We start from the raw sequence: 19480 nt of genomic DNA, 5'->3' as shown, positions 1-19480 counted from the left end.
ACAAGCCTGAAAATTCAGGATTTTAACAAAGCCAGCACAGTATCCAGCTGATCGAGGCTTTTATAATGGATTTCTAGAGAGCCCCCTTTGCGTCCATCAAAATTAACGGCCACTTTGAGCCCCAATCGGCTGGCAAGATCACGCTCAAGGGCTGCAATTTCCGGGTTCTGGATCTTTTTTTCCTTCACCACCGGCTTACCGGCCTGCTGCTCCAATGCCTTCTGCACCAATGCCTCAGTCTGGCGCACTGACAACCCACGGGCAATCACTTCAGCCGCAGCAGCCACAGGGTTGGGGTGCGCCAGCAATGCCCGGGCATGACCGGCAGACAGCGTGCCTTTTTTAAGCTCCGCCCGAACGGCATCAGGCAGCTTGAGCAGGCGCAACGTGTTGGCAACATGGGGCCGGGACTTGCCAATGGCTCTGGCAAGGTCTTCCTGCGTCAGGCTGTAATCGTCCATCAGGCGGTTAAAGCCTTCGGCTTCTTCCACCGGGTTCAGGTCCGTACGCTGGAGGTTTTCCACCAGTGCCGCGGCCATGGCATCGGCTTCGCTCAGGTCACGCACATGCACGGGCACTTCGTGGCACTGGGCTAACTGAGCGGCCCGCCACCGGCGCTCACCAGCAATAATCTGGTACTGGCCTTTTTTATCTGGGTCCGGGCGTACCAGAATAGGCTGCAAAATACCCCGCTCGCGAATGGAGTCTGCCAGTTCCTCAAGGGCAGCCGGTTCCATAATCTGCCGAGGCTGGAATGGCCCGGCAACAAGGGCTTCAACCGGAAGAACGCTCACAGCACCACCCTTGTATTCAGATTCATTCCCTTTTGAACTCATGCCTGCCCCGGCGGCATCCCCCAGTAATGCGGCAAGCCCCCGGCCCAGTTTTGGGCGGGCAGCAGCTTTGCTCCGTGGTGGCGCGCTCATGCCGTTCTCCTCATGATTTCGGCGGCAAGCGCCTGATAGGCCGTAGCTCCGGTTGCGCGGGGGTCATAGGTCATGACGGGCAGACCGTGGCTCTGCGCTTCGGAAATGCGGATATTCCTCGGGATAAGGGTCTCAAGCACATCATCGCCAAAAAAGCTGCGTGCGTCTGCTGCGACCAGTTCAGACAGATTATTCCGTTTGTCATACATGGTCAGCACAATGCCTGCGACCTTAAGGCCGGGGTTCAGGTTCTTGGTCACATGCCCAATAGTTTTGACCAGATGCCCCAAGCCTTCGAGCGCAAAAAATTCGCACTGCAAGGGGGCCAGCACGCCGTGGGCCGCAACCAGAGCATTCAGGGTCAGCAGACCAAGGCTTGGGGGGCAGTCTATGATAATATAGTCCACCTGCTGGGCCAGTGGCTCCAGTGCCTCGCGCAGCCTGTATTCGCGGCCTTGCGTTTCAACCAGTTCGATCTCTGCCCCGACCAGTTCCGTGTTGGCTGCGATAACCGACAGGTTATCAATCTCGGTCGGCTGCAAAAGATCCTGCGCAGATTTTTCGTGCATGAGCAGAGCATAAGCACCACCTTTTCTGGCATCATAACTAACGCCAACACCGGTAGAGGCATTGCCCTGCGGGTCCAGATCCAGAAGCACAACGCGAGCGCCATCGGCTGCCAAAGCTGCGGCCAGATTGATGGCGGTGGTTGTTTTGCCCACGCCGCCTTTCTGGTTTGCTACTGCAAGAATGCAGCAGTCTTTTCGGTTTTTTTTAGCCTTCTGCACGATTAAAATTACTCACTTCCAGAATAACACCATCGGGGCTTGTTTTGCTGGGCCATGACCGGACATCAAACCGCCAGGTCCTAGCTGCCTCCTCAATTTCCTGCTCGGCCTGCCGTCCCTTCAGAAACAGGCCAACACCACCGGGCTCCAGTAATGGACGCGCCCATGTTAACAATTTGTCCAGCGGGGCCAGCGCACGCGCCGTAACCACTGGTGCGGGAGCAACCTCAACACTATCCAGCCGGCAGGGCAGGACAGTAAGGGGGGCACCCGTTATTCTGGCGGCTTCACGCAAAAACGCGGATTTACGCTGATCGGATTCGATCAGCACCCCCGGAATATTGGCCGCTATACCCAGCACAATACCGGGAAAACCACCACCTGACCCCATATCCACAAATCGCTCGCGCCCTTTTACCAAAGGTACAAGCTGGAGACTATCCAGAATATGCCGCTCCCACAGGTTATCCATATCCTTGGGGGAGACAAGGTTGATCCGCTCATTCCACTTTTTGAGCACAGCCATATAGGCGTGCAGACGTTCTTCTGTTTCACGTGAAACAGTCTCGTACTCAGGCAACATGCACCTGCTCCTGCCCTTTGCGCAAATAGGCCAGAATTGCCATAAGCGCCGACGGTGTCATTCCGGGAATACGCTGTGCAGCACTAAAACTTTCTGGCTTTGCCTGCTCCAGCCTTTCCTTCATTTCCGTGCTCAGCCCACCAATGCTGGCAAAATCCAGCTTCGGCGGAAAACGGATTTCCGTTTCAGCTTCCAGTTGCTTGATTTCCCTGTTCTGGCGGGTCAGGTACCCACTATAGCGCGCCTGCGTGGTCACATACTGGCGCACCCGTTCCGGCACCTGCAAAAACCATGGAGCAATCTGCTCTACAACCGATGGATCGGCCCCATAGCCCAGAACCTCCAGCAAGCTCCTGCGTCGGCCATCCTGCGCAACCTTCATGCCCACACTGGCAAGCTGCTGTGGCTGCCAGCCTTCGGCTTCGGCCTGCGCCGTTACGGCATTGATCTGCCCCAGTTCGTGCGCAAAAGCGGCCTGCCGCTGGGCACCAACACACCCCCACTCCACGCCTAACTGAGTCAGGCGGATGTCGGCATTATCTGCCCGCAGGGTCAGCCTGTATTCGGCCCGGGATGTGAACATACGGTAGGGTTCGCTCACCCCCTGCGTTGTCAGGTCATCCACCATAACACCAATATAGGCCTTGCCACGGTCCAGACTCACGCCTGCCTGCCCACCGGCACAACGGGCGGCATTAACCCCGGCCAGCAGGCCCTGTGCCCCGGCCTCCTCATACCCGGTTGTTCCGTTAATCTGCCCTGCCAGAAACAGGCCGGGGCACTGGCGTAGCTCAAGCGATGTTGTGAGCTCACGCGGGTCAACATAATCATACTCCACTGCGTATCCGTACTGCGCGATCACCGCGTGTTCCAGGCCGGGAATGGAGTGAATCATGGCATCCTGCACATGGGCAGGCAGGCTGGTGGAAATACCGTTGGGATAAACCAGATTGCCTCCCTCATGCTCGGGCAGAGCTTCGGGTTCGAGAAAAATCTGGTGGCTTGTCTTATCCGCAAACCGCACGACTTTATCTTCAATAGATGGGCAGTATCTTGGCCCACGGCCCGAAATCCCTCCCCCATAGACGGCAGACAGATGCAGATGTTCACGAATGATCTCGTGCGTTTTCTGTGTAGTCGCGGTAATGCCGCACACCATTTGCGGGTTGGTAATAGCCTGCGTCATGCGGCTGAAAGGTTCGGGAATAACGTCCCCTTTGTCTTCAGCCAGAGCGGACCAATCTATGCTGCTGCGTTCAAGCCTTGCCGGTGTGCCGGTTTTCAGGCGCCCCATGCGCAGGTTCATGCTCCGCAGGCGCTGTGCAAGAGCTTTTGCCGGCTGCTCCCCTATACGCCCTGCTGGCTGGGACTGATGCCCGATATGGATAACCCCATCCAGGAACGTACCGGTTGTAAGCACAACCGCACCGGCCTGCCATTGCCTGCCATCTTCGCACACAACACCACAGACGCGTCCATCGTTCTGGCACAGCAGATCGGCCACAGCGCCTTCCACAATATCCAACCCCGGTGTCTGGGCGAGCAGGTCCTGTATGGCCTGACGGTACAGCATACGGTCCGCCTGCGCACGCGGCCCCTGCACGGCTGGCCCCTTGGAGCGATTAAGCAGTTTGAAATGAATACCAGCCCGGTCAGCCGCACGGCCCATAAGCCCATCCAGTGCGTCAATTTCCCGCACCAGATGGCCCTTGCCTATGCCCCCGATTGCCGGGTTGCAGGACATGGCACCAACCGTGTGTTTGTTATGCGTCAGCAGGAGCGTTCTGGCTCCACACCGGGCGGCTGCGGCGGCTGCCTCGCACCCGGCGTGACCACCGCCAACCACAATCACATCGTAAGACTCCATCATCACCACGCCCGCACCATGCCCTTATTTGCCAATACAGAACTGCCCAAAAATGGCATCCAGCAGTTCCTCAACCCCTACATGTCCTGTTAACCGCCCCAGAGCCCGCATGGCCAGCCTGAGTTCCTCACCCCGCACTTCGGGCCATTCCTGCCGGAGTGCTTCTTCCAGACTGGCGCAGGCATCCTGCACGCCTGCGCTATGGCGGGCCCGGGTTAACAACGGTATCCCTGTGGACGATGCGGTTAGCGCCAGTACCTTCTGCTCCAGAATCTGGCGTAGCGCATCCAGCCCCTCGCCTGTTTTCAGGCTGACAGGAATAACACCAACGCCCTCTACCTCTGCCGGAAGGTCGGCCAAGTCAAGCTTGTTCCCAACCACAAGCGCGCCGGGGAATACACTTTGTGGCACGTCGGGGGCTGCAAACATCTGCACAACACAGTCGGCCTGTTTCACGTGAAACAAAGCACGACGCACACCTTCGGCCTCTATTTCATCCTCGGTTTCACGCAGGCCAGCAGTATCAACAAACGTGACCTTGATCCCCGCCAGACTACCCACAATTTCCAGCGCGTCCCGCGTGGTCCCTGCAATGGGGGAAACAATGGCGGCATCCCGTTCTGCCAGCCAGTTTAACAAACTGGACTTACCTGCATTGGGTGGGCCTGTAATGGCAAAAACCACCCCACGCCGAATACGCTCCCCACGCTGCCCATCAGCAATATGCTGCTGCATCTGCTCAATAAGCTGGCGGATTCCTGATCGGATTTCCTCCTCCACTTCGGGGGGGATATCCTCGTCAGGGAAGTCTATCAGGGCTTCCTGAAAAGCCAGAAGCTTTTTCAGCCGCTCTGACCATCCCTCATAAACACGGCTCAGCGCACCATCGGCCTGCGCCAGTGCCTGCCTGCGCTGGCTTTCGGTTTCCGCGGCCACCAGATCGGCTATGCCCTCGGCCTCTACCAGATCCATCCGGCCATTGGTAAAAGCCCTGCGCGTAAATTCACCCGGCTCCGCAGGACGTGCCCCTGCATCCACCAAAGCATGGGCCACAGCCTGAATTATGGCAGGTCCCGCATGCAGGTGCAGCTCAAACCCATCCTCCCCCGTATAGCTTTTGGGGCCGGGAAACCACAGGACAAGGGCTTCGTCCAACAGGGTGTCCTGCACATCCGCCTGCCGCCATATGCGGCGCAAAACCGCCTTGCGTGGTGGAGGCAACACACCACAGAGCTTTACCAGAAGATCCGCACTCCCTTTGCCGCTCACACGCATAACGGCAATAGCCGCGCGCTCTACACCTGTAGACACAGCAAAAATAGTGTCTTCCCCCTGATATCCCACCGTACTGTGTTCCTTACTGTTTTGTTCAAGACAACACCGTGTTTTTAGTGCAGTTTTGTCCGCAAACGTAGATTTAAAAAATGATAAAAAGCGGCCTATATGGAACGTGCTCGCAGCAGCACCACACCGTGCCCGCTTTTGCCCCGCCCACTCTGTTGTTATTCAGAAAGTGCCAGACCCATGCCTCAGCTTTCCCTCCACTCTCCCCTGGGACCACTTACCCTGTCTGAAGAAGATGGAAAAATCATTTCCCTGGATTGGGGCTGGGGACGGGACCAGACCGAAACACCACTCCTCTGCCAGGCACGGGACTGGCTGGACCAGTGGTTTGATGACCCGTCAGCCCTAGGCGCCTTCCCCTTTCCGCTCGAACCCTATGGCACACCATACCAGAAAAAAATCTGGGCCGTTTTGCAGACCATACCCACAGGGACGACCACAACCTATGGCGAGCTGGCGCAAAAGGCTGGCGGCAGCCCCCAGTCTGTAGGGCAGGCTGTTGGGCGCAACCCTATTCCCATTCTTATCCCGTGCCACCGCGTACTGGCGCGCAATGGGCTTGGTGGATATTCGGGCGATGGTGGCGTGGATGACAAGGTCTGGCTACTTGAACTTGAAGGGGTAGAACTCCCTCAACGGGCCTGAACAGCCCCACAGGTTGCCAATGCTCTCGCGTAGCAACCTGTGGCTCTGGCCTTAACGCTTATCGCAGTTTTGCGTTAAGTTGTTGTAAAAATAACCACTTTTACAATTGAACATCGCAGTTCCATCACTCCCCTCCACATTCTGGCTGGGCGGGGGCATACTTTGTGTTGCCGGATATTGCCCATAATCCGGACTGGCATAATAGGATGGCGGCGCATAGTAGCTCTGCCCCGTTGCCTGCTGTGGTGGCGTTCCCTCTGGCACGGGTTGTGGAGGAACCTGCTCTGGCGGTGCATATGATCCGCTATATGTTTCTACATCAGCCGTGCGGCCATAAGCATATGGCATGGACCATCCCCAGCCCCAACCCGCCCAGTAAGGGCTCCAGTAGGGGTTGCCCCAATACGGGCTCCAACCGCCATATCCCCCATAACCACCATAAGAATAGGGGTATCCCCACCCCCAGCCACCACCGTAATAGCCACCCCAGCCACCGCCCCAGCCGGGGCCTCTGTCCCATCCACCAGGGCCACGCCAACCGCCGCCCCAGCCGCCATGGCCCCCCCCATGCCAGCCACCACCGGGCCCGCCAAAATGACCACCACCGGGGCCACCGCCAAAGTGCCCCCCATGCTGCGCATAAGCATGACCGAAAGAAAGATGAACCCCCGCCAGCAGCAAAGCCAGAAGACCTATTTTTACCGTATGTGTCTGCTTCATTCCTACGCCCCCACTCTTGTCTGCTGATCAGGAGACAAAAAAATCATGTTCTAATAATGGGCATGATCTGGAAGGCTTTCCAGCACAGGATTCCATCTTTTTCAGTATGCCAGAAGAGCCTCTCCTGCACGATTTACCTTGCATATATTGAATACCTGATATACGTTTTAAACAACGGAGGAAGCGCGGTGTCTTTATACACCGTTCCGCTTTTGCCCCCTAACAAACCCAAATTAGGAGGCCGGACAACATGGCATGGAAAAAAGCAACATTCGTCTCGCTCTGGCTCGCAGCCCTGAGCCTTGCTATCTGCTCCACGTTTATTTTTATGACATGCGGACTTAAATTTTCTGTCTTTCATGCCGGTTTGGCCGTGCACTGGCAGGATTTTACAGATAATTCCGCCCTGTCGCGGTTCTTGTGGCAATCCCTGCCGGAGTCCGAGCAATGGTCCGATTATGCGCTCTCACTCCCCGGTCTGGTCGCCAGTGCGGCTTTTGTGTCCAGCATTGTGCTCGGTTCTTTTGCCGCATTGCAGTTTGAGGAGCTGAACAAAGGTATTCAGGCTGACCGACAGGCCGATATGCGCCGGTGGGAAAACCTGCTGGTCGGGCAGATGCAGGATGCACATCATCCCTCCCTGTTTGCAGCCAATACCCTTGTGGACAGCCATTACACAGCAGTCGCCAAACGGGCCTGAACCGAACTTCTGCCACATAAAAACCCCTCACGCTCCTGAGTAACGTGAGGGGTTTTTTGTTGAATACAACAATAATTTTTATAAATGATGGGACAATGGAATACGCTGTCTGAATATTATATGCGTTGGATTTTGCAGGTGTTGCATACTTTGGCATGCAAAAACAGAGTGCCTAAAAGCACCCTGCAAGGAAAACTGATTTTTCCAGAAAAGCCATGGTCGGAGTGAGAGGATTCGAACCTCCGGCCCCTGCGTCCCGAACACAGTGCTCTACCAGGCTGAGCTACACTCCGTTATGGCTGAATGCGCTATACATCTCTCTTGCTTTATAAGCAAGAGAGGAAATGCATGAGCCCTCTGGTTTACAGGGCAGACATAGGCAGATCATGCACCTGATCAGATACAACAGAACACGCCAGAGCGGCCGATATATCCGGCACGACCTGAAACAGCGCGCGCGCTTCTGCCGAGGCAAACCCCTGGCTAACTGCTGTATCCAGCATGGCGACCATGGCATCGCCCCAGCCGTCCACATTAACCAGCAGAATAGGCTTTTTGTGCTGGCCAAGCTGCTTCCAGGTCAGAATTTCCATTGTCTCATCAAATGTGCCAAATCCGCCCGGAAGAATCCAGAATGCATCGGCCTGCGCAAACATGATCTGTTTGCGGGCATGCATGGAGTCCGTCACAATCAGCTCGGAAACCTGATCATGCATCCGTTCACGGGTTTTCAAAAACTCGGGGATAACCCCCGTTACCGCCCCGCCGGATTTAATAACAGCATCGGCCACCACGCCCATGAGCCCGTTGGCACCACCGCCATAAATCAGTCGAATGTTTTTTTCGGCCAATGTTTTACCAGCCAGTTCCGCTGTCTGGCGATAAACAGGTTTATCCCCCATGCGGGAGCCACAAAACACCGCAACTGAACGCACAGTTAAGGACATATTACGCCTTCTCCCCGATATTGTATTTTTGTAAATTTTAGCAATTCAAACATATGGGCAAAAAATAATCCATGTTTTTGCCATAGGTTTTTAAACCTTGATGTCAGGTTACAAGGATTTACATAAAACGCAAATCTGTGTCTTGTACAGGAAAGTCAAAGCCATTACCCCGCTCTTTTTGTGCGGGGTAATGGCAACATGCTGCATGATATAATATAAGAAATACTATTATATTATATCATATTTTTTAAAATGGCCTAACAACAACCATAATAACAATAACCATCATCAGCACAGTTGGCACTTCATTGGCCAGTCTGTAAAACTTTTCCGAATGCTGGTTATTATCCTGTGCAAACCCACGGTACCAACGACCGCACAGGCCCTGAAAACCGAACATAAGCAGCACACACAGCAATTTTAAATGCCACCAGCCAGCTCCCCAGTCCACCGAGCCGGGTGTTAAAACCAGCAAGACACCAAAGAGCAGACTGGAGCACATGGCCGGCACCATAATGGCCTTGATCAACCGGCGCTCCATGGTTTTGAACCGCGTGCTTTCCGCAGTCCCGGCCTTGACCTGACAGTGATACACAAACAGCCGGGGCAAATAAAACAACCCCGCCATCCATGCCATGACAGACATGATGTGAAACGCGACAAACCACCTGACCCATGGAAGAAGCACGTCAAAAACCATTATGATACAACCTTGATCAGTTCGGAAAGAATATGCGGGAAATCAGATAATTTCTCTATTCTTTCGATCCCTTTCCAATCCGGAAGTGCTTTTTCCGGTGCACGGAGCATAACGCAGGCCATACCTGCATCAACTGCCGCCTTAGCACCGGGGTCACTATCTTCAAGCACCACGCATTCGCACGGCAGAACACCTTCTGCCTCGGCTGCTTTCAGATACACATCGGGTCTGGGCTTGGGCACACCCATATCCCGCGCAGAATGAATACGCCCGTCAAAATAAGGGGAAAGGCTGGTTTTTTCAAACTTTACGTCCATTTCCTCGCAGGAGGAATTGGACGCAACACGCACGGGAACACCCAGCTTTTGCACCGCATCAAGCATGGCGTGCACACCGCTAACTGGTTCCACGCCTTCCTTCATGGCGGCAACAAAGCGCTGCTGCATTGTTGGCTCCCACTCAGCGCCCAGCTTTTTGCCTGCATTGCGCTCGATCATGGGCTGAATGGTCGCCAGGGACATGCCAGAAAATGTCTGCACAGCCAGAGCATCGGGCACGTTCCATCCGGCCTCCCGCGCCGCCTGCGCACACAGGCGGCAACAGGTTTCCTCGCTATCAACCAGCACACCATCACAGTCAAAAATGACCAGTTTAAGCGGCCCGCGAAAAACCTGAGAGAGAGCCAGAGTCATCAGGGCGTTTCCCGCACGGTTTGAACAAGATCAGCCACATGCTCCACAGGCGTTTGCGGCAGAACACCGTGGCCTAGGTTAAACACATGGGCACGCCCCCGCCCGGCTTCACGCACCTGCAGGGCTTCACGCCGCATGGCTTCCCCTCCGGCCAGCACGGCAACCGGGTCCAGATTACCCTGTAGGCCCAAAGTGTCTGGCACCATATTGCGCACGGTTGCCATATCGGCCCCGGTATCGAGTGCCAGAACATCCACACCTGTCTCACGCGCGTATTCTGCGGCCATCACACCAGCAAGGCGTGGGAACCCAACAACTTTGACGTGCGGGTAACGGGCCTTGATGGTCTGCACGATCTGCCGGCTAGGCTGGATAACGTGACGGCGAAATTCCGAAGGAGGCAAAAGCCCGGCCCATGAATCAAACAGCATAACGGCTTCTGCCCCGGCTTCAATCTGGGCGCAAAGATAGGTTGCTGTTGTCTCGGTCAGCAGGGCCATAAGCCGGTCAAAAAGTGCAGGTTCAGAAAAAGCCATGTTCCGCGTTACAGAAAACTCGCGCGAGCCACGGCCTTCAACCATATAACAGGCCACGGTAAATGGAGCGCCCGTAAAGCCGAGCAACGTGGTTGCACCAGGTTTGGCAACCCCAATGCTTTCTGGTCCATCCACGGCCTTGCGCAGGCGGGACAGGGTTTCCAGCACAGGGGCGGTTGCCTCTGCAATGCGTGCGGGGTCCAGTGCATTAAGGTCCTGTTCGGAGCGGATAGCACCAAGAACCGGGCCTGTGCCTTCCACAAATTCAAGGGACTGACCCATAGCCCATGGCAGGATCAGAATATCCGAGAACAGGATGGCCCCATCCATGCCAAAGCGGCGGATAGGCTGCAAGGTCAGCTCCGTTGCAATATCAGGGGTCATGCAACGGGTCAGAAAATCCGCCTGTGTCCGCATGGCGCGGAATTCGGGCAGAAACCTGCCAGCCTGGCGCATCAACCACATCGGAGGGGGCCACAGTGCCTCCCCGTTCAGAGTTCTGAGCAGACGTTTGGCGGCGGGAATGTGTGTTTGCGTTGTCATGAGCAGAAGTCCTGCACGTCTTTGTCCGCGCTGTCCACGCCCCTCTTCCTATAAAAAAAGAAAGAAAAAGATTTGATGAGATATGAGGGTACTGTTGATAACGGGGTACCCGGCATTCCAAAAATGTACCCCATCTTTCCCACACTGTGTACAGATTGAAGGCCCTTGCAAAATAAAGGCTTTTTGGAGTTATCCAGAAAACATCCAACCACCCCTGTGTACAACTCACCGGTTCATGAGAGTTGCAGGTTGTGCCCGGTACTCGGTACGGCCATGTTCTGAACTCCGTACAATCCACATGTACCCCGGTACTAAGGGAAGTACTCACAGCCCCATTTTTCACCAGTACCTGAAAGAGACTCGCTTCCGTGACTGATTTAGTACTAACGCCGACTCTAATACAGAACAGAGCGTACAAACTGCTTCTGGCCAGTGGTTCTGCTGCCAGGCGGCGTATTCTGGAAAATGCCGGATTGGCCTTTGATGTTGAAGTTTCTGATGTGGATGAGGCGCATATCAAGCACGAAGGCTTACAGCAGAACTGGTCTGCCGATACGGTAGCCCTTCGGCTTGCTGAAGCAAAAGCGCTCTCGATTCAAAAAACCGATCGGCTTGTGATCGGGGCGGATCAGATGCTGAGCTGTGATGGCACATGGTATGACAAGCCGGAGGGACTGGCAGGGGCCCGCCAGCAGTTGCTTGAGCTGAGGGGAAAAACACACACCTTACATACTGCGGTCGTGCTGTGCCGGAATGGGCATATTCTCTGGCGGCATGTTGCCTGCCCAAAGTTGAGCATGCGTGTCTTTTCACACGCATTTGTGGAACAGTATTTGGCACTGGAGGGAGAGGCCTGCCTCGGCTGTGTTGGCTCTTACCGGCTGGAAGGTCCGGGCATACAGTTGTTTGCTGCAATAGAAGGAGATGCTTTTGCCATTCAGGGTTTGCCGCTCCTCCCCCTTGTTGCGGCACTGCGTGAGATGAAAGTGCTCCCAGATTAAAAATTAGGGCTTGTCAGCATTTTAAGTAGGTTGTAAGAGGCTCAACACACACCGCAGGACTGTTGCAAAACAGAACAGGGCAGTGTGTGACAGAACAGTGGGGCCATAGCTCAGTTGGGAGAGCGCTTGAATGGCATTCAAGAGGTCGGCGGTTCGATTCCGCTTGGCTCCACCAGTTCTTCTTCCTAAACCTCTGAAAAATAAATGTTTTTGTTAGAGCTTGGAAGCTGTACCCCTCTTAAAACCCCCCTTACGAAAATACCAACTTGCCAGAATTGCTAGCGGGCAAATCCGGTTGCATTGCCTGTGAATTCGGGCCGACCTGCTTCCAATATGGTTACCCATGAACCATTTGGTTCTTCTGTTTGCAGTTGATGCTGGACACGCTGCACTACCCAAAGACCATTAGATGGGGGGTAAATTGACCCTGTTCCAGCCAAAGATCGCAACTGCCCGCTATCGTTCACCCACGCAGCGGGTGAGTATTTGCTCTTCAGTTTGATCGTTGAACGAAAGCCGATGCTGGGATTAAACAGGCATTGCAAGCCAACGCCCCCTTGGCTGTAATTTGGGTAGCCCATTAAGCCGTTTTCAGATGAAATTTCTATAGCCCCGCTGGCCTCTGCGGTGAAGGCTTTGGGCCAGATGTGTAGGACATTCATGGATATGGTGTAGTAAATTCCTGCGGCTCGAGCGCAGGAATTTATCTGGTCTGATGCGGCTCCCCAATAATAGACAGGGCCAGAGAATGTTGCAGTGACTCCATTATTTATGAAACCAAGTTCTGCTTTTTTAGCTATTGCTTCCATAATCGTTGGAACCGAAACCCCAGAATTAAATGAGGTTGTAGTAATTGGCATTCCTGCAGGGATGGCGGTCGACATGGCGCGCACTTCAAAAGCAACATTTGGTGCATCAGAAAAATCTACATATCCCTCTATAATGCCACCAGAGAATATAGCAGATAGAGCGTTTCCATCATTTCCAGCCATGACAGTTACGGTGTTCTTGCTTTGATCAACGAGGCCAACTTGTGCAACTGAAAGCCGGTTCATCTGGCTAAGCTGCATGCCCTCAATACGCAGGGCGCACATAACGCCAGTTTCCATTCCTGCACTCAGTATCTGGCACGATATCCGGTGACCTGAGAGGGTGATCTGCTCATTATCGCTACCGTCAAAGCCGCCCTGCACGATGTTGAAAACTACATCGATCCTGCGCTTAACAAAGCTTCCGTCAGACATTTTTTATCTCCTTTGGAGATAGAGTGTTTCCCATGACCCGAGCTCTCAAGGCCTCAAACCGGGCGATTCGTGCTGGTGTGGGCTTCTGCTTCCGCCATTTTTGGAAGCCTTTTTTCGATGCTGGAGCGCCTGCGTGCTTGGAATTCCTGAACGATTGATGATGACGCATTTTTTTCATCCCAATTTCCGGGGAGTGGTGACACCGAAGCGTGTCGCCATGTCTGCAGCGGAAGAGGATTGAGCTCGCCTCTGACTCATGAAGCCCTCAAAAACAGATCGAGCCGCATCATCAGCAATATGGGAGGCATCGTGGCCAAGAGCTGTTAAGCCCAGCCGGTAAGCATCGGCCGCACTGTCACATGCCATGGTGTCCACCCCCGTTGCCCAGGCAACTCTCTGGCGAGCGTAGTTGTGAGCGCGTAAGCCGCACCGAACGCGGAGTGCTGCATCTGCAGCAAGCGGGTTGCCTTGGTCATCTGTTCCAAAAATGATTTTTCGGACGCGCTCCATTTCATCAAGGGGGAGGCGGCTGTTGAGGAAATCGATCAGATCCACGGTGCGCATGGCAACTTCGGTGTCATCCGGCCCCGCATTATCATAACGCGCTTGTAGCTCATCAAGCATGTCGGCCACCTCTCCCCATGCATCGGGGGGCAAGCGCTCCTGAAGGAATCCGGTCAGCCGTTCGACTTGGGACTTCTTCATCTCATGCCCCTCCCATCAGCTTGCGGAGTGGGCCCTTTTTAGGGGGGCTTACGTCATCCCCTGGCAACGGGAATGATGCATCCTTATCCAATCCAGCCACAGCAGCCTGCCATGCAGAAGGAATACTTTTGCCAGCTTTCTCAGAGAGGATCGCCCATGCGGTTTGTGGTGTCGTCGCCAGCCCCTTGCCAAGATTGGTTGGCTGCAAGGCAAGTGTTTCATAAATCCCATGGGGTAAATGGCCACACCCAACGAGGTAGGTAATCTGGCTGATGCGCTCGATAATCTGCTCTTCGAGTGCTTTTGCTTCTTCGATGAGATGGTTGACCTCTGGGCTGTTTTTAATGACGTCATCAAATGCACGGCGTGTAGCCATTTTGGCCAACCCTAGGCGGCTATCAATTTGCTTCCGCCAGTCCGCCAATTCTTTCTGAGCTTCCAATGCCGCTTCAAGCTCATCTTCCACTGATGCCATATTGGCACGAAGCTGCCGCATGGAAGGTTGGTCAGTTTGTGCTTCTCCCATGGCTTCATGCACTAGGTTGGAAACACTTTCCTGTTTTGCCTCTTCAAATGCAGCTTCTGCACTACGAAGATTTTTTCGTAACTCTGAAATACACGAAGCAATTTTTTCCTGTGCAGCCTGAATTCCAAAAAACTCAGCCCCCAGTGCATTACGTTTTTTAATTGCGGCGTCCAGTTCCTGCCGAAGAGTATTTTCGGATAGTGGTGTCATTTCATTAGAACCTTACAGCTTGCGGGGAGCGTTGACGCCAGACAGAATGCTGTCTTCATCGGGTGTTGCATCGGTTGCGATGCTCATAGTGTCGGAAGATGAGTTGCCAGTGGTATTGAGCAGCATTCGGACCATGGCCTGCATTCCGGAAATATTGGCAGATCCCGGCGCAATTCCGTTTTGCTTAAGGGCGTTGCTGTAAATTTCAATGGCGCTGTCCATGCCAGCAATGTTTCCAACCAGAGGGGCGACCATCTGTCGGGCTGTTTCTGCTTCTTGCAGCCTGATGCGTTCTCGTTTGATGGCCCGGTCAATGGCCTGTTCTATCTTGCCCATACTGAAAAGCTTTCCCTTTTGCCTTGTTCGGCGATTTTTTGAACCATTGCTGGTGTGAATTTTGGCATCCGGCGTGCGCTTTGCATGAGGAGAGCCCCCGCAACCGCGTTGGCCACGTCATCATGGCCACCGGGGGCATGGTCGATATTATCCTTACCGCTGCGTCCGGTCCGTCTCTCAAGTCCGCAAAGCTGGCGTGAAAGCACTGGAATATCGAGAAGCTCTGCTTTTCCTGAATTCAGAAGGGGCAGCAGATCCCGGTAGAGGTCAGACCGAGGTTTGTCGGACAGGTTGTAGGCGATACCATGCTTGCGGAACTGCTCTCGCGGCCATTCACCGCCGTAGCGATCCCCCGTGACGCTGCTTAAACCATAAGATTTCAGAACACTTGCAAAATCTGACACAGTGGCTTCTGGACTGAATGGTGCCTTGCGTTCACGCACCAGATCCAGAACGGCACAGTCGTTTTCATGGTGAGCAATGGCTAATGTCATGCTGTCGGATGACCCGCCAGAAGGATCAACAAACGCCACGTAACGCACCCGACTGTCACGAGGTAGCTCATGCCGTCCCTGCACTGTGCAGGCTTCCAGCACTTCGGGTGCGACGAACGAGGCTATGTCGCTACGGAACTCAGCCCCGTATTCCGCAGCCGCAGCGGCGGGGTCTTCCTCGTAGGCGTCCCGCTCTTCCTGCTCGTCAAATTCGGGGTTCATGTCCCGTGTGGCGGCTTTCCACACGAGCGTATTGGCACCTTCCTGGCCATAATAGCGCTTGAAAGTTTTCCATAATACGCCACGGCGGGCATAGGGGCTGGAAGCCAGAAGCAGCATGGAACCCGGTATGGTTGCAAGGCCGGGGCGCAGTGCCCTCAGAATTTCCTCATCCGGGTTTGCGCTGCTGTCGTCACGCCAGAAGGCAATTTCATCGCACAGGACGGCTGCATATGTGTAACCACGCGTGGCGCGGAAGCTGGCGGTGCCGATCTCGATCACCACCCTGCGGCCTGTCATCTCTATGATTTCGTCAGTCTCGCGCGTGACTTCCTCTTCCATCTCTGGAACCAGAGAAATCAGTCCGCGCACATAACGGAAGATGGTACGGGCCTGTTTCCGATCTGCTGCAATGATGCCGACTGTTGCTACCTCGCCCGCAGAGAGAAAAGGGCGATAATCCTTCAATGTAGCCAGACAGGTACCCAGCAAGGCCAGAACACGGCTTTTCCCGGCCCGGCGGCCACAGATAAGAGCTGCACGACGGAATGTTTCTAGAGGTAAATCAGTCCGGCCCGTGTGGGTGGCGCATATGGCTTTCTGCTCATCCGTCATTTCCTCGCCAAGAAGGGCAGCAAGGAAGGCTTCCCACGCGGTCCATGTCGGGTTGCCGAACTCTGCCCCAAAAAGGAAAGGGTCGTGCATGGCCTGCAGAACGGTCAAGCTCATGTCCGCTCCCTCCGTTCAGCCAGAAGAGCGTCCATGCCACGTGTTGGGGCAGGTGCTTTGTCCAGACCCAGAGACCGCATGGTGCGGGTAAGGGTGTTTGCCCATGCCAGATACTGCCGTGAGTCCCGTTCAGCAGGTGTACCACCTTCGAGCATATGGCTGTCCATCAGGCCCATATGCAGCGTAAGCCAAGCTGCCCGGTCGATCAGAACAAGCTGTGTGATTGAGGGGTTACCGCCTAGGTGTTCGACCAGTGCAGAACGCACGTTTTTAAGAAGCCGCGCTTCTTTGCACCTTCCGTCCAGTTTATTGAGACTATCTGGTCTCGAGTAGGGGCCTATCTTTTTCATACCCCGTTTATATCAGGGGTATTTTACGTCATTCAAACAATAAAAATGAAACACCAATGATATACAATGGATGTTTCCAAAATTATGCGTCACACAGATGCGGAGAGATACACAGGGAGACAGTTCAAAAAGGACACATCACGAATTGTTACAAGTGGGTGTTATGGTTTTGCAGATTCCAATGCCCGATATACCCCAGATCTGGCGATGCCTAGAGCCTTTGCAATAGCGGTGGCTGACATGCCCTTTTCCTTCATTTTCCGGATGCTTTCTGTCCTGGACAGGACTGTGCGGGGGCGACCCATAGGGCGGCCTTCTGCCTTGGCTTTTGCAATGCCTTCCCGCTGGCGTTCAAGCATCAGGTCACGTTCAAACTCGGCTACGGCAGCCAGCATGGTCAGCATCAGCTTGGAGGTGGGGCTTGTCGTGTCCAGTGTTGTGCCGTTCATGGAGAGAACGATCAGTCCGCATTCCTTTGCCTGGGCGGTTTGCACATACCCCAAAAGATCAGCCGTAGAGCGGGCCAAACGGTCGGGCTTGGTCACAACCAGCACGTCACCCGGGCGCACATACTCCAGAGCTTCCAGCAGGGCTGGGCGCTTGCTGTCCGTGCCACTAACCTTCTCGGAAAAAATCTTCTCGCATCCTGCTGCTGTCAGGTCACGTATCTGCGCTTCCAGTCCGGCGTCCTGATCTACGGTTGAAACGCGAGCGTATCCGATCTTCATGGCTGACCTCATGTCCTAAAACTCCTAAGAGGTTATTCCTTGCTTGTCCTAAAAGTCAAATGGTAATTTTTAGGACTAGGACATTCCGTCATTTTGTCCCAATTTTTTCCTGTCCTGAAAGGCTTGCCTTTTGGGACAATCGTCCGAGCCTGATGCGCCAGCGCAGCGGCGGAGGGAGGCTGACCATAGGGGGAGATTTTTTCGGGCATATCCTCGCACCCCCTAAAACACCCATCAATCACGCCTTCAGAAAATCCGGATAAATGGAAAATAGAACCTGAAATTTTATGACAAGAATTGAAAGGGGGAAGGGTGGGGATAGGTAAACCCGTTATTCCTCATGTACGCGCGCGTATGGTGCCAAATCAGATAACCCTTCCCCACCCTTCCCCCAGTATTTAATCCATCCATCGGGTTTGCTCTGAAAGTAACGGTTTGAGGCCTACACCACGCACAGTCGGATACCCTCGTGATTTTACATAGCGAATACCGTTTGTCCGCTCCAACATCCCACGTAACCGTTTGTTATCGCTCTCAGGCTCTCCGTTGTTACGGCACCATTCCTGAAAATCCTTGAGCAGCATGCTGGGCTTTGTTTCCAGACCGGGGTCTAGAATGCACCTTTCGGCCAGCCACTGGCCAAATGTATCCTGTGCCTCGAAATACTCAGCCGTTGCTTCTCTCACGACTGCCGGGCGGGGCATGCTTTCACGCTGCCATTCCAGACACCCCTGTATCATCCAGTGCAGGATGCCCGGCCATTCTTCCTGTAGCTTGAGTTCTAGATCCTTGTCGGGGCTATTGGGCTTGTGAATGAACGGAACAATGTTGAAGCGCCTGCGGGCGGCCTCATCCACATTCTTGAGCACTGGCTTATGATTCCCTACGATGGTCAGTTTGAACTGGGGCTGGAAGGTAAAGTTATCCTGCCGCATGAAGCGTGCAGTAATAGGGTCGCCACCGGTCATCTGCTTGATCCGGCTTTCCGCCCATGCCCTGCCCTCCTCAGTCTCGGACGCGGTAACCAGACGGGCACCCCGGAGCATGGCAAGGTCGGTTGAATGCCGGTCCCCATGGCTGGCGGTGAATGTGTCCATGGCTGCGACCGTGGCGTAATCCCCCATGATCTTGGAGAGGACGTTGAGGAAAACACTCTTGCCGTTTCCACCGGGGCCATAACCAAATACCAGAGCATGTTCGCGTGTGTCCCCGGTCAGGCAGTACCCGCACCAGCGCTTGAGGAAGGTCATCAGCTCCTCATCCCTGTTGGTGGCTTCCTGCAGGAACTGGAGCCACTTCGGGCACGGTGCCTCATTTGGGGCTACGGCAGTCACGCGGGTCATCATGTCGTTGGGGGATGCAGGCCGGAGCGTGCCGCGGCGCAGGTCAACCGTGCCGCCGGGGGTTGCGAGCAGGTAAGGGTCTTTGTCCCAATCCTCCGGCACCACGGCATGCACTGGGTCTGTGCGGGCAAACCGTTCTACTCCACCACAAAAGGAGGCCTTGCCGGTAATGGCCTGCTCCTTGAACTCACTGTTCCGGTTGGCCTCGGCTACCAGTTCACGTGCATAGCTGAAGGCGCGGTAGGTACTGTCCTCTTTCCAGTGTGTACCGGTCCAGAGAAACCAGCGCCCGGCCTTGTGGTCATAGCGGAGTTCATCCTTGTACCGCTCGGTAAAGGCTGCTGCCATGCCGTGTTCGGTCAGCAGCGCATAATTGTTGCTGCCGGGCACATTCTGGGCCTGCCGTATGCCCTGGCGCACCACGTCCTCAATATTGGTTGTTTCGGTCATACACCCACCCTTGCCCGGAGGGCAGACGCGATGGTCTTTTCAATTTCACGTTGTGTCAGCCCCGCCTGCAGACCTGCTGTTGCCATGGCGTCTACAACCTGAACTGCCCCGGTTTTACCGGAGAGTAAAACTCTCGGAGGATGAACCCTATGGT

The 19480-nt window shown here is 54.7% G+C and carries 21 protein-coding genes and 2 tRNA genes; 4 read left to right on the top strand and 19 right to left on the bottom strand.

What is annotated here, in order from left to right; all coding sequences use genetic code 11:
- Nucleotides 1-14: 14 nt before the first annotated feature.
- The 5 genes from HK20_RS07750 to mnmE are packed head-to-tail and all read right to left on the bottom strand — an operon-like array spanning nt 15 to nt 5508.
- A complete protein-coding gene (locus HK20_RS07750) occupies nt 15-926 on the bottom strand; it encodes a ParB/RepB/Spo0J family partition protein (RefSeq protein WP_086646517.1) in 912 nt (303 codons plus the stop codon).
- Nucleotides 923-1714 carry a ParA family protein gene (locus HK20_RS07745; RefSeq protein WP_086646516.1) on the bottom strand — a complete coding sequence of 264 codons (792 nt, stop codon included), beginning with the start codon at nt 1712-1714 and terminating at the stop codon, nt 923-925. Before HK20_RS07745 ends, HK20_RS07750 begins: the two co-directional genes overlap by 4 nt.
- The gene (rsmG, locus tag HK20_RS07740; protein ID WP_086646515.1) at nt 1701-2297 is read right to left on the bottom strand and encodes a 16S rRNA (guanine(527)-N(7))-methyltransferase RsmG; all 597 of its coding nucleotides are present in this window, start codon (nt 2295-2297) and stop codon (nt 1701-1703) included. Before rsmG ends, HK20_RS07745 begins: the two co-directional genes overlap by 14 nt.
- Nucleotides 2287-4167, bottom strand: a complete 1881-nt coding sequence (gene mnmG, locus HK20_RS07735; protein WP_086646514.1) for a tRNA uridine-5-carboxymethylaminomethyl(34) synthesis enzyme MnmG — start codon at nt 4165-4167, stop codon at nt 2287-2289. The genes rsmG and mnmG overlap by 11 nt, the downstream gene beginning before the upstream one ends.
- Nucleotides 4168-4188: 21 nt before the next feature.
- Nucleotides 4189-5508, bottom strand: a complete 1320-nt coding sequence (gene mnmE / locus HK20_RS07730; RefSeq protein ID WP_086646513.1) for a tRNA uridine-5-carboxymethylaminomethyl(34) synthesis GTPase MnmE — start codon at nt 5506-5508, stop codon at nt 4189-4191.
- 180 nt (nt 5509-5688) lie between these two features.
- Between mnmE and HK20_RS07725 the strand changes: the two genes are divergently transcribed.
- Nucleotides 5689-6153 (top strand): methylated-DNA--[protein]-cysteine S-methyltransferase, encoded by a 465-nt coding sequence (locus HK20_RS07725; protein ID WP_086646512.1) that lies wholly within the window; start codon nt 5689-5691, stop codon nt 6151-6153.
- Between the two features lie 314 nt (nt 6154-6467).
- On the opposite strand, the gene HK20_RS12970 is transcribed toward HK20_RS07725, so the two are convergent.
- Nucleotides 6468-6785 (bottom strand): hypothetical protein, encoded by a 318-nt coding sequence (locus tag HK20_RS12970; protein ID WP_158093043.1) that lies wholly within the window; start codon nt 6783-6785, stop codon nt 6468-6470.
- A gap of 338 nt (nt 6786-7123) precedes the next feature.
- Between HK20_RS12970 and HK20_RS07715 the strand changes: the two genes are divergently transcribed.
- Nucleotides 7124-7573 carry a hypothetical protein gene (locus tag HK20_RS07715; RefSeq protein WP_086646510.1) on the top strand — a complete coding sequence of 150 codons (450 nt, stop codon included), beginning with the start codon at nt 7124-7126 and terminating at the stop codon, nt 7571-7573.
- A 216-nt stretch (nt 7574-7789) separates the two neighbouring features.
- Here the strand turns inward: HK20_RS07715 and HK20_RS07710 are convergent.
- From HK20_RS07710 to hemE, 5 genes are all read right to left on the bottom strand, one after another.
- Nucleotides 7790-7866: transfer RNA gene (locus tag HK20_RS07710), tRNA-Pro, on the bottom strand.
- Nucleotides 7867-7935: 69 nt separating this feature from the next.
- Nucleotides 7936-8520: a TIGR00730 family Rossman fold protein gene (locus tag HK20_RS07705; RefSeq protein ID WP_086646509.1), complete on the bottom strand. Its 585-nt coding sequence runs from the start codon at nt 8518-8520 to the stop codon at nt 7936-7938.
- Between the two features lie 247 nt (nt 8521-8767).
- Complete coding sequence (gene hemJ, locus HK20_RS07700) at nt 8768-9220, bottom strand: protoporphyrinogen oxidase HemJ (protein ID WP_086646508.1); 453 nt, start codon at nt 9218-9220, stop codon at nt 8768-8770.
- The gene (locus HK20_RS07695) at nt 9220-9912 is read right to left on the bottom strand and encodes an HAD family phosphatase (protein ID WP_086646507.1); all 693 of its coding nucleotides are present in this window, start codon (nt 9910-9912) and stop codon (nt 9220-9222) included. Before HK20_RS07695 ends, hemJ begins: the two co-directional genes overlap by 1 nt.
- Nucleotides 9912-10991, bottom strand: coding sequence for a uroporphyrinogen decarboxylase (gene hemE, locus HK20_RS07690; RefSeq protein ID WP_086646506.1), 1080 nt, complete (start codon nt 10989-10991; stop codon nt 9912-9914). Before hemE ends, HK20_RS07695 begins: the two co-directional genes overlap by 1 nt.
- A gap of 368 nt (nt 10992-11359) precedes the next feature.
- Here hemE and HK20_RS07685 point away from each other — a divergent pair, with 368 nt between their 5' ends.
- Both HK20_RS07685 and HK20_RS07680 read left to right on the top strand, forming a co-directional pair.
- Complete coding sequence (locus tag HK20_RS07685) at nt 11360-11992, top strand: nucleoside triphosphate pyrophosphatase (RefSeq protein WP_086646505.1); 633 nt, start codon at nt 11360-11362, stop codon at nt 11990-11992.
- Nucleotides 11993-12091: 99 nt separating this feature from the next.
- Nucleotides 12092-12167: transfer RNA gene (locus tag HK20_RS07680), tRNA-Ala, on the top strand.
- Nucleotides 12168-12270: 103 nt separating this feature from the next.
- On the opposite strand, the gene HK20_RS07675 is transcribed toward HK20_RS07680, so the two are convergent.
- From HK20_RS07675 to HK20_RS07640, 8 genes are all read right to left on the bottom strand, one after another.
- Nucleotides 12271-13236 (bottom strand): baseplate hub protein, encoded by a 966-nt coding sequence (locus HK20_RS07675; RefSeq protein WP_086646504.1) that lies wholly within the window; start codon nt 13234-13236, stop codon nt 12271-12273.
- Between the two features lie 174 nt (nt 13237-13410).
- A complete protein-coding gene (locus tag HK20_RS07670) occupies nt 13411-13941 on the bottom strand; it encodes a hypothetical protein (RefSeq protein WP_086646503.1) in 531 nt (176 codons plus the stop codon).
- A gap of 1 nt (nt 13942) precedes the next feature.
- The gene (locus tag HK20_RS07665) at nt 13943-14677 is read right to left on the bottom strand and encodes a hypothetical protein (protein WP_086646502.1); all 735 of its coding nucleotides are present in this window, start codon (nt 14675-14677) and stop codon (nt 13943-13945) included.
- 12 nt (nt 14678-14689) lie between these two features.
- Nucleotides 14690-15013, bottom strand: a complete 324-nt coding sequence (locus HK20_RS07660) for a hypothetical protein (RefSeq protein ID WP_086552993.1) — start codon at nt 15011-15013, stop codon at nt 14690-14692.
- The gene (locus HK20_RS07655; protein ID WP_086646501.1) at nt 15001-16455 is read right to left on the bottom strand and encodes a terminase large subunit domain-containing protein; all 1455 of its coding nucleotides are present in this window, start codon (nt 16453-16455) and stop codon (nt 15001-15003) included. Before HK20_RS07655 ends, HK20_RS07660 begins: the two co-directional genes overlap by 13 nt.
- Nucleotides 16452-16721, bottom strand: coding sequence for a hypothetical protein (locus HK20_RS07650; RefSeq protein WP_233129126.1), 270 nt, complete (start codon nt 16719-16721; stop codon nt 16452-16454). The genes HK20_RS07655 and HK20_RS07650 overlap by 4 nt, the downstream gene beginning before the upstream one ends.
- A 245-nt stretch (nt 16722-16966) precedes the next feature.
- Nucleotides 16967-17533, bottom strand: a complete 567-nt coding sequence (locus HK20_RS07645; protein WP_086552220.1) for a recombinase family protein — start codon at nt 17531-17533, stop codon at nt 16967-16969.
- Between the two features lie 398 nt (nt 17534-17931).
- A complete protein-coding gene (locus tag HK20_RS07640; protein WP_086646499.1) occupies nt 17932-19326 on the bottom strand; it encodes a phage/plasmid primase, P4 family in 1395 nt (464 codons plus the stop codon).
- Nucleotides 19327-19480: the final 154 nt, after the last annotated feature.

It is taken from the genome of Acetobacter sp. DsW_54, assembly GCF_002153575.1.
GTDB lineage: Bacteria > Pseudomonadota > Alphaproteobacteria > Acetobacterales > Acetobacteraceae > Acetobacter > Acetobacter fabarum.
Note: the sequence above shows the minus strand (reverse complement) of the source record. Positions and strands in the feature narration are given on the sequence as shown.